Genomic DNA, 12,122 nt, shown 5'->3' with positions numbered 1-12,122 from the left:
CGAGACCATCATGACCCCAACCGTCACCCGGGCGTCCTAACCCAACTGTCACCATTACGTGCAGCAGTCCCGAAGGGCCTGATGTACCGGCCCGAGGTCCGGCTGCAGCTCAAACGCGTGTTCTTCCTCCCCGCGTTCGCCGCCCTGGAGGACCCAACCAGTCGGGCCTACTACGGACCGCTCTGTGACGCATCTAGGCATCGCAGTTGCTGGCGGGCGAAGTCGTCGCGTGACCGCTTGTGATCGTCACCACCCACGTGCAAGTCGAGCGACGGAGACAGACCGGTGCCGCGCCCGTCCGACAATTGCTCCAACATTCGGGCAAGCGTGTCGGCCAGCCGACGTGTTCCTGCGCTGACCGCTTCAGGCTCAAGTCCTTGCTCTCTGAGATCGGTAAGGTCCAGCGGACGACCGACGTTGATACTGACGGTCGTCCGCTTGAACAGCCTCGGGCGCCGGCTATAGGCGGGCAGGATCTCTTGAGCGCCTCGTTGCACCACCGGAATCAACGGTGCTCCTGACTCGAGTGCCAGCCGCACCGCTCCTGTCTTGAGATCCATCATGCGGCCGTCGGGGTCTCTCGTAATCGATCCTTCGGGATAGATGACAAGAAGCGCACCGCCGCGGAGAGATGTCAAGGCGGCGCCGAATCCGTCCGCGCCACGAGAACGGTCAACCTCCACATGCCCGGCGGCACGGAACCACCACCCCACGATGCGCTCGCCGAACAGACTGCTCTTGGCAAGGAATGCCGGAGTCCTTCCGTTCGCGAGCACCATCTCGGCAATGAGCAGCGGGTCAACATGGGAAACGTGGTTCACGGCGAGCACCACGCCGCCGCTGGATGGGATCTGTTCAACGCCATGCCAGTCCCGACGGCGCACCAAGACCAACGCCGGCTTGCAGACCAAGAACGCGATCCACCACGCCACGCCCCACCCAGGTAGAAACGCAGGTAACCTCACTGGACCTCCACCGATGGCTGGCTGTGCACGTAGGACACCGCTACTGAACTGGGCACGTTGCTCGGACCTCTCGGATCTCTCATCTGCAGGTCGCATTCGCCGGGGCTCATTCCTTGTCCAGCGTTCGCGGCGAAATGTTCAGCACCGACGACCACGAAGGTGGCCTCGGCGGATCCGACCCCCCGTCCATTGTCGTCCCGCGCCTCGGCGTGGAGCAGCAGCCGTCGTCCTTCCCGTTGGGCCACGTTGGCGCAGAAGGTGTACGGCTGGCGCAACCGGAACGGTGCTCGGTACTCGACGGTAAGGCTGCGAGTGACGGCGAGCGATCCGACCGTGTAGAGCACGAACCCAAACAAGTCGTCGAACGCGAGTGCGACCGCTCCTCCATGCGCGATACCTGGGGCTCCTACATGCGCCTCGTCGAAGCAGTGGACTGCTTCGACTCCCGACGCGGTGCGGACCGCACGCAGATGCAGGCCGGCCGGATTATCCGGCCCGCATCCGGCGCAATCCGGCGAGTGCGGGGGCAGCGTCTGGCCGATCCCCACCGGGCGCTGACCGGCGAGGTGCGCCGCCCAGCGAGAGATCACTCCCCCCTCGCGGGATACGTCGCCTTCGCTACCGCCAACGGGCGTCATCTGGTTGCTGTGCTTCCCAATCGCCGTCATCCGTGTCACTTCTCTATTCGTCGGGCTTCGAGTTGTCCGAGTGAAGCGATACTTCTCAGACTTCGATGACGGCCAGTTCGCCGTCGGCATGCAGTGCGCGTAGGCGCTTCTTGTCGAATTTCCCGACCGACGTCTTCGGTACCTCGGCGACGAAGCTCCAGCGCTCCGGCAGCCACCACCTGGCAACCTTGTCCTCGAGGAAGTCACGAAGCTGGGCCGGTGTGAGTTCCCTGCCCTCGCGTACGGCGATGACGGCCAGTGGCCGCTCCTGCCACTTCGCGTCCGGAACCCCCACCACGGAGGCTTCCAGAACGTCGGGGTGACCGGCGAGGTGCAACTCAAGCTCAACCGAAGAGATCCACTCCCCTCCGGACTTGATCACGTCCTTGGTGCGGTCGGTCAACGTGACGAAGCTGCGTGAGTTGATGCGCCCGACGTCGCCGGTGCGCAACCACCCGTCGTGGAACCTCTCTCCGTCGTCCTCCTCCCGGTAGTAGGCGCCGCTGATCCAGGGCCCGCGCACCTGCAACTCCCCCACCGCCGCGCCATCGTTGGGCAGCACTCGGCCCGCATCGTCGACGATCCTCAATTCCACTCCAGCGACCGGACGCCCCTGGGTGGCACGCAGTTGCCACTGCTCGGACGGGTCGAGCGATGCGGGCGGACGGGCGACGGCGGCCAGCGGAGAGGTCTCAGTCATCCCCCATGCTTGGACGATCTGCACGCCGTACTTCTCTTGGAATGTCTTCATGAGGTGCAGGGGCACCGCAGAGCCACCGCAGGCGACAAGACCGAGCGAGGACACATCGTGGCTTGGGTTGGACTCCAGAAAGTTCAAGACGTCGTTCCAGATCGTCGGGACTGCTCCGGCGATCGTGGGTCGCTCAGCACCGATCAGGCGCACGAGCGGTTCGGCCTGTAGGAAACGCTCGGGCATGAGTAGGTCGGCACCGGCCATGAAGGCGGAATAGACCAGGCCCCAAGCGTTGGCGTGGAACATGGGCACGATCGCGAGGATGCGGTCACCGGCGCCGATACCGAGGCCGTCTGCGAGACAGGCGGCCATGGAGTGCAGGTAGGTCGACCGGTGACTGTAGGCGACTCCTTTGGGATTGCCGGTGGTCCCGGACGTGTAGCACATGGCCGCCGCCGTGCCTTCATCGAGCTCGGGCCAGTCGAAGGCCTCGGGCTGACCCGAGATGAAATCCTCGTATCTCACGACCGTGACGTCCTTGCTGCGTAGCGGAGTGAGATCGACGTCGCCCGTCACCACGACGGTGTGCACGCTGGTGATCTGCGGTAACACCGGAGCCAGGAGGGGTACGAGACTGCCATCGGCGATGATCACTCGATCTTCGGCGTGGTTGCCGATGTAGGTGATCTGCTCCGCGGCGAGGCGCAAGTTCAGGGTGTGGAGCACCGCGCCCATCGAGGGCACCGCCAAGTACGCCTCCACGTGTTCTTGGTTGTTCCACATGAAGGTGGCGACCCGATCATCGCCAGTGATTCCGCAGCCTCGCAACGCGTGAGCCAACTGCGCAGCCCTACGGCCGACCTCGGCGAAGGTGCCGACCTTTACGGTTCCATCGGGTTGCAGCGTCCGCACCGTTGCAGACCCGTGCACGCCTGCGCCGTGACGCATGATTGCTGTGGTCGTCAACGGGACGTTCATCATCGTGCTCTGCATAAGGTTCCTTCACTCGTGTGTGGATCCGCACGGACAGTTGTTCCGAGATAGCCGACCTTCGAACGTCAATGGCGATGATCAGCCATCTGCCGCCGCCAAGGAGGTTGCGGCAGACTCCAGGGACTCGACGAGACGCAACTCCAACTCCGGTAGCCGGCTGGCCATCAGGACCACGTCGTCAATCCGCGAACGTGGGTGGGTGTCGCGCTTGACCGCAGCGCGGGCGGCTTCTGTCCAGCCCTGTGCGCAACGGGCAGCTTCGGTCGCAGCCTCAGCGGTCGCCTGGTCGCCGGTCAGACGTGCGACTTCTGCGCAGCCATCTGCGAGCAGTCGCCGAAAGAGCCCGCCGCCGGTGCCTGCCTTCTCGATGAAGGCACCCAGGCTGAACAACAAGAGTCCGAGTTCGTCGTCGGGAAGTTCCGCCCAGGTCGCGATGTCGTCAGCGAACAGAGCAACCGCCTTCAGGCCTTCGGCACCGACCGCGGCTGTGGCGGGGCCGGCAATGCTGTGTTGTGACGGATCGCGCATGTTGCCGGCACACTGGATGAACGCGCCCGCGGCGGCTTCCTCGATGGCGGGCAGGGACGGCGGCCAGGTGATGCGGTACGTGCAGTGACGCGTGGGTTGTGGGAATGCCGTTGAGGACCGTGCCCGGGCCAAGGCGTCCAAAGGCACCTTCTGCACCTCGGCGCGGTCGTTGTCCACGACGTAGGCGAGTTGTTCGTCTTCGTCGTAGCCGATGACGACGATGTCGTGACGGCTCATCTGCAGCTGGACACGGAGGTACGGAAGTTCGGCGATGTCTCCCCAAATCAGGCTGGGTCGACCGGCGTCGAGTTCGTTACGGACCCACGACCATCCCTCGGCGGGATCGTCGGTGGTAAGGACCTGCACGACACCGCCCAGTCGCGTCGGTAGATCGATTTCGAAGTCAGCACCTCGCCCCACCAGGTACAGCGGGGGGAAGAGTTCGCTCGACCGGAGGAACGAGAGCCCTAGAGCGCCGCCGAGCGTGAAGACCAGGCCCTCATTGGGCGGTCCATCCCATCCCAGACCGTGCCAGTGCAGCAGATCGCGCATCGCACCGGAGCCGCAGTGTCCCCCCAGTCGATGGGGGTAGTCCTGGATGAAGGCATTGACGGGCATGTGGCGTCCTTCTCTTTGTGCTCTTCGTGCCGAATGGTTCTGGAGTTGGGGGTCAGTTGTTCCGAATGCGGTCGAGGTACGTCTGGCGGGCGACCATGTCGACGTCGTCGAGGAAGACCGAGTCCGTGCCCAGGACAGAGCCGAGCGCGGACGCCACCCGTCCGGGCACGAACTTCATCGCTGCGACCATGCCGCCGGCGAGGCGAGTGACCCGTACGAAGGGACGGGGATGCTCGATCAGCTCGGCTGTCGCGCGAGCAATCTCTTCGGGTTCGGCGTTGCGCAGCCCCTTGGCTCCGGCCGTGCCGGCGACGAGCTCGGTGTTGGTGAATGTCGGTCGCACGGTGGACAGTTGGATCCCGGACTTGCGGTACTCCTGCCGTGCTGCCTCGGTGAATCCGATGACTGCGAACTTGGTGGCGCAGTAGGTAGCCAGGCCAGGCACGGGCAGTTCCCCGGCCAGCGATGCGGTGTTGATGATGTGTCCGGCCCGCCGCGGCAGCATCCGCTGGAGGGCGAGCTTGGTCCCGAAGATCACTCCGAGGAGGTTGATCTCCACCTGTCGCCGGGTGACGGCGTCGTCCTCCTCGTGAGCGTGTCCGGTGGGCATGATGCCCGCGTTGTTGACCAGCACATCGAGGGGGCCAAGCTGTTCCTCGACCATGTCGAGGAACGCCCGGAACGAGTCGGGGTGGGTGACGTCGAGATGGCCCACAACAGAGATACCGAGCTCGTCCGCCGCTTTCTTGATACGGGCCTCGTCGATGTCGCCGATGGCAACGCGGTGGCCGCGTTCGGTCAGTTCCTTCGCCGTCTGGTAGCCGATGCCACGGGCTCCTCCAGTGATCGCGATCGTCTTGGCGGGGAAGGAAGTGGCGTGCGTCATCTGCGGTGCTCCTTGTTCTGGCCGAGGCGTTGACTCAGGCCGCGTCCGGCTGCTGCGCGCAGCATCTTCGCGGCGATGGCCGTACGCCAGGCGGAGTACGGGTACCACGTGAGCTCTCTTGCCCGGACTGGAAGTCGTGGCTCGGTGACCGCGCGGACGCGGCAGTACTTGTGCAGCCCGTCGGCTCCTCCGAGCCGGGCGCCCATCCCGGAGGCCTTCCAGCCACTGTGAGGCAACGTCATCGCGAAGAGGTTGCTGAAGACATCGTTGATGTTGACCGCGCCGACCTCCAGGCGCCGTGCAACACGGCGGGCGCGAGCACGATCACGAGTCCACACGGTCGCCGACAATCCGTACGTCGAGTCGTTGGCCAGTCGGATGGCCTCTTCTTCGTCGGCGACGCACATCACCGGGATCGTGGGTCCGAAGGTCTCCTCGGTCATGCAGGACATCGTGTGATCCACGTCGACAAGGACCGTTGGCGTGTAGTAGTTCCCGGCCGCACCCCGCTTGCCGCCGGCCACTACCTTCGCTCCCGCGGCCACCGCCTCGCTGACGTGGCGATCCGCGATGTCAACTTGTCTCGCGGTGACCATCGCACCAACATCGTTGCCGGCATCCGCCCCCTGGGTCAGGGACTGCACGCGCTGTGTCAGGCGGGCCACGAATTCCTCGTAGACCGCAGCAACGACATACACGCGTTCGACGGAGATGCAGACTTGCCCTGCGTTGAAAAGGCCACCCCAGGCGACGCCCTCGACCGCTCGAGCGAGATCGGCGTCCTCCAGCACGATCGCCGGATCCTTGCCGCCCAGCTCCAGACTCACCGGTTTCAACTGCTCAGCACAGCGGAGGGCGACCTGGCGCCCTGTCGCTGTCGAGCCCGTGAACTGGACGAAGTCGGCGGCATCCACCACTGCGGCACCAGTGTCGCCGGCTCCTGTGACATGTGCGAGAACGGGTGGCGCGCCGATCTCGCGCCAGCCGTCGATGACCCGCGCGCAGGTCAGCGGTGTCTCTTCTGAGGGCTTCGCCAGTACCGCGCAACCGGCAGCCAGTGCGGGGGCTGCGTCCATGAGGAACAGGGTGATCGGGAAGTTCCACGGGGTGATCAGACCGACGAGTGGGTAGGGCTGGTAGGTCTTGGACAGTCGTTTCGGCAGGCTGAGTAGACCCGCGGTCTTGACCCGTTCGTCGGCGAGGAACTCCTCGGCATGGTCGGCGTAGTAGGTGATGAACTCGCACGAGGCGGTCGTCTCTACGAGCGCGTCCGGACGAACCTTGCCTGTCTCGGCCTGCAGCAGGTCGGTGAGCTCATCGGAGTGCGTGAGGATCCAGTCGCGCCAGAGGCGCAGCCACTTGGAGCGCTGCCGCGGACCAGCCTCGGCCCATGCACGTTGGGCCAGCCGGAGCTGCGTGGCGCGGCGGTTCACAGCGTCACGGTCGTCAACGGACACGGTTCCCACCAGCTGACCGTCGGACGGGTTGCGCACCTCGAGTGCGCTATTTGAGGTCGTTGTGGTGGTCATTGATCCTCCTGAGGCGAAGTGGACCGGCGTGAGGATCCACCGGGTTTGACCTGGCTGGCGGGCTTTGCGGTGAAGGCGTCGTCGATCGCCTGCGGCGAGGCCTCGACCATCGATCCATAGGTGTTCCGAAGCTCGGTCAGGATCGCGGCCAGGGGAAGGTCGTCATAGACGCCGCGCTCGCGGACGTACTCCATGTGCTGGGTTCCGTCCCCAGTGAAAGCGTGCATGAGCGCGTCGTGCTCGCCGTCGAATTCCACAGGTGGAACGCCGAAACGAGCGCATAGTTCGACGTTGAATGCCGGGGTGGCCTTGAGCCATCTCCCGTCGATGTGGAGACTGCTGTATCCGTGATAGACGAACAGGTCGGTGCCGCCCATGAGCTTTCGCAGTGATTCGGTCTGCAGATGGTTGCGCACATCAGCGAACCCCAACCGCGCTGGAATTCCCGCTGCACGGCACACTGCGGTCAAGAGGACCGCTTTCGGGACGCAATAGGCACGGCCCGCTTGGAGGACGAAACTCGCGCGGTAGTTGGCGGGGTCGGCCGAAACGGTGTAGGGGTCGTACCAGACTTGGTCCCGGACGGCAGCGAAGAGGCGCCTCGCCTTTTCCCTGTCGCCGGACGCGTCACCAACGGTGGCCTCGGTGAAGGCGCGGATGTCTTCGTGCTCGATGTCGAGGAACTCAGTCGCCTCAAGGAACGACGCCGGACTGCAGCTCATCCTCGCTCCAAGGTCATCGGATACTCGTCCGCGAGAACCGGTAGCGAGGCGTTGTCCCATCGCTTGTTCTTGGCCCGGGTGAGACTGGTCCGAATCGGGAGCAGTCCATGACGTGGCCAAGAGACGGGAGCCTGACAGTTTCCTGAACCGACTTGAGACCGGAGCCTGCCCGAACTGGTGCGAGGTCGCGGACTGGCAACTGGTCTCGGACCGCGCGCAGGGCTCTGTCTGCCCGAACGCGATAGGCAGGTCGTCATTGAATGTCCTCTCGACGATAGGTCCACTCTTCGTTGCCATGGGATTCGCGGTTGGCCCGGAGCCCTCCGCTCCAGCACGCCCGGCTCGCGACGAGCCCGGATCGCACGGCATTACGCACCCGCGTCACTCACAGCCGAAGTCAGCTCGGCTCGCCCAACGCCCCGAGACGCCTGCGTCAGAAGCCGCTTGCTGACGACGAAGTCACGGGGACGGTTGACACAATCCGCAGCGATTAGCTCGCCTTGACGAAGGTAGAAGCAGGTGAAGTCACGGTCCAGTTTCGGGTCACCGCTGAGGACGACTTCGTCGAACCCGGTGTTGAGCCCAGCGATCTGGAGCTTGACGTCGTACTGATCCGACCAGAACCATGGAAGAGCAGCGATCTCCTTGGACTTTCCAGAGATCGTCGCTGCGGCCACTTTGGCCTGCTCCCCCGCGCTTGGAACGCATTCCAGGCGGACCCGACCGCCGTAGGAGGCCATGTATCGACTCGTGCAGTCACCGGCCGCAACGATGTTCCGGTCACTTGTCCGAGCACGGTCGTCAATCACAATACCGTTGTCGACCTCCAAGCCGGCTGATGCGGCGAGCTCGGTGTTCGGCTCGACACCGATGCCAACGATCACGAGGTCTGCAGGGACGGCCTCGCCATTGGACAGGAGCACTTCGCGGACCTTGGTTTCACCGGTGAAGGCCTCGACGAGGGCTCCGGTTCGAATGCTCACACCCTCCTCTTGGTGGACCCGTTGGAAGAACGCTGAGACCTCGGGAGCGGTGACTCTTTCGAGAACACGCTCGGTCGCCTCGAGCACGGTGACGTCCAGCCCCAAGGCGCGCAGCGAGGCTGCCACCTCGAGCCCTATGTACCCCCCGCCAACGATCACGGCCACGCTTCCTGGTTGGGCGGCTGCTCGGATCAGGTCCACGTCCATGGCGGTGCGCAGGTAGCAAACACCGGAAAGATGGGCACCTGGGACGAGCAACCGTCGCGGACGCGCGCCGGTACACAACGCGAGATGGTCGTAGGCCAGCGACTGGCCGCTGCTCAGCGTCAGGTGGCCAGCAGAGTGGTCGATCGCCTCGACCCTCGCATCGAGAAGGCTAATCTTCCGCTTGTCGTAGAACTCCGCACTGCGAATTTCCAGCTCTTCGAAGGCGCTCTTCCCAGCCAGATAGGCCTTCGACAGTGGTGGGCGTTGATAGGGCACTGGCGACTCATCGCCCACCAGGACAATCTCGCCGTCCCAGCCTTCCTGGCGCAGGCTGGCCGCGAGTTGCGCGCCGGCATGGCTTGCTCCGACAATCACCGTTCTCAGCGCGGTCATGCGCTGCTTTTTGGGGTCAGTCGGACCATCAGTTTGCTGATACCCCGCACGAAGTTGGACTGCACGTATTCCGGCTCACCCACGACTTCGATGTTCTCGAAGCGCGGGAGCAGCTCCTCCCAGAGAATGCGCAGTTGCAACTCGGCCAGCCGGTTGCCCATGCAACGGTGGACACCGAATCCGAAGGCGATATGGTTGCGTGCGTTTGGCCGGTCGATGATCAGCTCATCTGGCTGATCGAACACGGTCTCGTCGCGATTACCAGAGGCATACCACATGACGACCTTGTCGCCCTTGCGGATGAACTGGCCGTTCAGGATGGTATCGGTCTTGGCGATCCGGCGCATGTAGGCGAGCGGCGTCTGCCAGCGGATGATCTCCGACACCATGTTGGGGATCAGGTCGGGGTTGGCCTTTAGCTTCTCGAACTGGTCCGGGAACTGGTTGAGCGCTAGAACCCCGCCACTCATCGAGTTCCGGGTGGTGTCGTTGCCGCCGACGATCAACAGCACCAGGTTCCCGAGGAACTCCATGGGGCGGTCGATCAGATCCTTGGTGTTGTCGTCACTCTGCAGCATGGTGATCAGATCGAAGCCGGGTTCCTCCCCGGCAGCAGTCCTGGCCGCCTTGTCATGCCAGAGCGCGCTGAGACCTCGCGCCATGTCGCGCATTCCATGGAAGACTTCGTCGTTGTCCGAGGGGCCACCGTTGGCCTGCTCCATCGACGACGCAAGGTCTGACCAGTAGGTGAGCTTTTGACGCTGCTCGTACGGGAAGTCCAGCAAGGTGGCGAGCATGCGGCCCGTCAGCTCGATTGATACTCGCTGCACCCAGTTGAAGGGCTCACCCACAGGAAGATCGTCCAGCACCTCGCGGACACGTGTCCTGATGAGGCCCTCCATCTCGCGCAGGTTCTTCGGCGCGACAACGCCTTGGACCGCCTGTCGCTGCAGGTCGTGACGCGGAGGATCCATCGCGATGAACATCTCGATGTCGAGGAATCGAGGTGGAACACCGATGACGATCAAAGGTTCGGCCGAGAAGACTTCATGGTTCTTGTCAACGGCGATGATGTCGGCGTGACGAGTGACCGACCAGAACGGGCCGAACGGGCTGTTGGGCTGATAATGGACCGGGGCCTCGTTGCGCAGGCGCTCGAAGTAGGATTGCCATCGACCCTGCCGATACAGGAAGGGATTGCTGACGTCGATGTCCGCGAGCTCCACCTCGTCGACCGGCGGGATAGGACGTTCTACGAACATCCTGTCGCCGTTCGCACCTCTCACCCATCTCATGGTCTTGTCGTAGAGATGCGCGCCCTGAATCTGGCGCTCCATCGGGATGGAGGATTGAACTTTGGCCGTGATTGCCTCAGGAATCTTCATCATTTCAACCCGTTCTCGTCGTCACATCTGAAATTCGGGAAGCCGGACGCTCAGCCCGTCCCACACGTCGGAGACCACCATCTGGCAAGACAGCCGGGAGGTCGGTTCACGCTCAGGGTTCATCGCGAGCATCTCCTCCTCATCGGCGCCGGGCGGCCCGACACATTCGGACCACTGCGGATCAACGATGACGTGACAGGTCCCGCACGCAGCTTCTCCACCGCAGTCACCGTCGATGCCAGGCACCGCGTTGTTCGTCGCGACCTGCATCAACGACTGCCCTTCCTCAACGGGCACCGCGTGCGTCTTCCCGTCGTGTGACACAAACCTAACCACTGTCATGATCAACTCTCCTGGTGCTGTTGTGGGCCGCAAAGCCTTGGACAAACTCTTGTCGCGGATGCGCCCTGTGGCTATGGTCACACGAGTCAGAAAGTTGTGATTTCGGCTCAAGGAGTGTCTTTGAACGGCAGCGACGCGGGCGTGCCCTACACGGCTTTCGCACAGCTGCTCGAGAGCCAAACTCTCGACGCAGAGGCAGCCGCACGGTTCCGCGCCATCATGGTTCGCGAGGGAGCCGACGAGACGACCCTGCTGCAACTCGGCGGCCAGGCACCGGCTCGATGGTTCCGGGAGGTGTACCCCAACCTGGACGCCGATCAAGCGACCCACCTCGGCCATGCGTTCGCAGATCAGGCCCAGCTGACCTCATTCGGCCCATTGAGTCTTCCCTTGATCAGTGCGGGCTCGGTCGCTGAGGTCATGGAACTGCTCACGTATCTTCCCTTGATTACGACGGCCGTCAGTACGCGGTTCCATCCGAATGACGACGGCCTTGCGGTCGGGCTCACAGGTCAGACGGGCGATCCGGACCTGGACTGCCTGGTCGTCACCTACTGTGGTTCCGCGCTCCTGCGGTTGATCCGAATGCTCGCTGGCGACGTGTCAACCGTCAGGCTGCACACCAGTTGGCCGGCGCCCGCCTCCACGACCCAGCATGAGGACGCGCTGGGAAGACACCTGGTTTTCAACGCGCCCATGACGTTCCTGTATGTGCCCACGGAGGTCCTGAACGAGGTCTGCCGGTTCTCCGACCCCGTTGCATACCGACACGCGATCGCCGATCTGTCGAAATCCCTTGAGCACCGGATCGGACCGGCGTCATACGCGACCAAGGTAAGACTGTCGATAGAAGAGGGCCCCGGACTAAAAACCTGTCAGTCGGTCGCAAACGAACTGTCAATCTCGACCAGCACTCTCAAGCGACGTCTCCTCAACGAGGGCACCACGTTCCGAGAGATACTCGAATCGTCGTTGCTGGAGCGGGCCTCGCTAAAGCTGCTCGACCGATCCTTGTCGGTCAGCGAGATAGCTGTTGAACTCGGTTTCAGCGACCTGACCAACTTCTCACACGCCTTCAAGCGATGGACTGGCCAGTCTCCAAGCCAGTTCCGACAAGAATGCCTGAGGTGGTGACGGTTCCGCACTGAATCACCAGACCTGATGCAGCCGCAGTCCGCCGGTTCCGCAGAGCCAGGTGGTCTAGGTGGG

The 12,122-nt window shown here is 63.7% G+C and carries 10 protein-coding genes and 1 pseudogene; 1 reads left to right on the top strand and 10 read right to left on the bottom strand.

Going from position 1 to position 12,122, the window contains the following annotated elements; translation table 11 throughout:
• Positions 1-170 precede the first annotated feature (170 nt).
• The 10 genes and pseudogenes from H5T77_RS12900 to H5T77_RS12855 form a co-directional block, all read right to left on the bottom strand.
• Complete coding sequence (locus tag H5T77_RS12900; protein ID WP_008362699.1) at positions 171-932, bottom strand: lysophospholipid acyltransferase family protein; 762 nt, start codon at positions 930-932, stop codon at positions 171-173.
• A 29-nt stretch (positions 933-961) separates the two neighbouring features.
• Complete coding sequence (locus H5T77_RS12895) at positions 962-1,633, bottom strand: PaaI family thioesterase (RefSeq protein WP_008362700.1); 672 nt, start codon at positions 1,631-1,633, stop codon at positions 962-964.
• A gap of 55 nt (positions 1,634-1,688) precedes the next feature.
• The gene (locus H5T77_RS12890; RefSeq protein ID WP_008362701.1) at positions 1,689-3,320 is read right to left on the bottom strand and encodes a long-chain fatty acid--CoA ligase; all 1,632 of its coding nucleotides are present in this window, start codon (positions 3,318-3,320) and stop codon (positions 1,689-1,691) included.
• Positions 3,321-3,398: 78 nt separating this feature from the next.
• Positions 3,399-4,466 (bottom strand): BtrH N-terminal domain-containing protein, encoded by a 1,068-nt coding sequence (locus H5T77_RS12885; RefSeq protein WP_292649815.1) that lies wholly within the window; start codon positions 4,464-4,466, stop codon positions 3,399-3,401.
• A gap of 52 nt (positions 4,467-4,518) precedes the next feature.
• On the bottom strand, positions 4,519-5,352 hold the full coding sequence (locus H5T77_RS12880; protein WP_008362705.1) for an SDR family oxidoreductase: 834 nt from the start codon (positions 5,350-5,352) through the stop codon (positions 4,519-4,521).
• Complete coding sequence (locus H5T77_RS12875; RefSeq protein ID WP_008362707.1) at positions 5,349-6,881, bottom strand: aldehyde dehydrogenase family protein; 1,533 nt, start codon at positions 6,879-6,881, stop codon at positions 5,349-5,351. Before H5T77_RS12875 ends, H5T77_RS12880 begins: the two co-directional genes overlap by 4 nt.
• Positions 6,878-7,603 (bottom strand): transglutaminase-like domain-containing protein, encoded by a 726-nt coding sequence (locus tag H5T77_RS12870; RefSeq protein WP_008362709.1) that lies wholly within the window; start codon positions 7,601-7,603, stop codon positions 6,878-6,880. The genes H5T77_RS12875 and H5T77_RS12870 overlap by 4 nt, the downstream gene beginning before the upstream one ends.
• 368 nt (positions 7,604-7,971) lie before the next feature.
• Entirely contained in the window at positions 7,972-9,186 is a 1,215-nt protein-coding gene (locus tag H5T77_RS12865) for an NAD(P)/FAD-dependent oxidoreductase (protein WP_292649812.1), read from the bottom strand.
• A gap of 11 nt (positions 9,187-9,197) precedes the next feature.
• Positions 9,198-10,571, bottom strand: a pseudogene (locus H5T77_RS12860) (cytochrome P450); the annotation flags it as partial.
• A gap of 21 nt (positions 10,572-10,592) precedes the next feature.
• Complete coding sequence (locus tag H5T77_RS12855) at positions 10,593-10,994, bottom strand: 2Fe-2S iron-sulfur cluster-binding protein (RefSeq protein ID WP_292649808.1); 402 nt, start codon at positions 10,992-10,994, stop codon at positions 10,593-10,595.
• A 39-nt stretch (positions 10,995-11,033) separates the two neighbouring features.
• Between H5T77_RS12855 and H5T77_RS12850 the strand changes: the two genes are divergently transcribed.
• The gene (locus H5T77_RS12850; RefSeq protein ID WP_292649807.1) at positions 11,034-12,047 is read left to right on the top strand and encodes an AraC family transcriptional regulator; all 1,014 of its coding nucleotides are present in this window, start codon (positions 11,034-11,036) and stop codon (positions 12,045-12,047) included.
• The last annotated feature ends 75 nt before the right edge of the window (positions 12,048-12,122 follow it).

This window comes from Nocardioides sp., from assembly GCF_014360585.1.
Classification (GTDB): domain Bacteria; phylum Actinomycetota; class Actinomycetes; order Propionibacteriales; family Nocardioidaceae; genus Nocardioides.
Note: the sequence above shows the minus strand (reverse complement) of the source record. Positions and strands in the feature narration are given on the sequence as shown.

Excerpts from the sequence above, each read along its gene's own strand:
- H5T77_RS12865 (WP_292649812.1), bottom strand. The coding sequence starts at position 9,186 with ATGACCGCGCTGAGAACGGTGATTGTCGGAGCAAGCCATGCCGGCGCG.
- H5T77_RS12895 (WP_008362700.1), bottom strand. The coding sequence starts at position 1,633 with ATGACGGCGATTGGGAAGCACAGCAACCAGATGACGCCCGTTGGCGGT.
- H5T77_RS12885 (WP_292649815.1), bottom strand. The coding sequence starts at position 4,466 with ATGCCCGTCAATGCCTTCATCCAGGACTACCCCCATCGACTGGGGGGA.
- H5T77_RS12870 (WP_008362709.1), bottom strand. The coding sequence starts at position 7,603 with ATGAGCTGCAGTCCGGCGTCGTTCCTTGAGGCGACTGAGTTCCTCGAC.
- H5T77_RS12880 (WP_008362705.1), bottom strand. The coding sequence starts at position 5,352 with ATGACGCACGCCACTTCCTTCCCCGCCAAGACGATCGCGATCACTGGA.
- H5T77_RS12875 (WP_008362707.1), bottom strand. The coding sequence starts at position 6,881 with ATGACCACCACAACGACCTCAAATAGCGCACTCGAGGTGCGCAACCCG.
- H5T77_RS12890 (WP_008362701.1), bottom strand. The coding sequence starts at position 3,320 with ATGCAGAGCACGATGATGAACGTCCCGTTGACGACCACAGCAATCATG.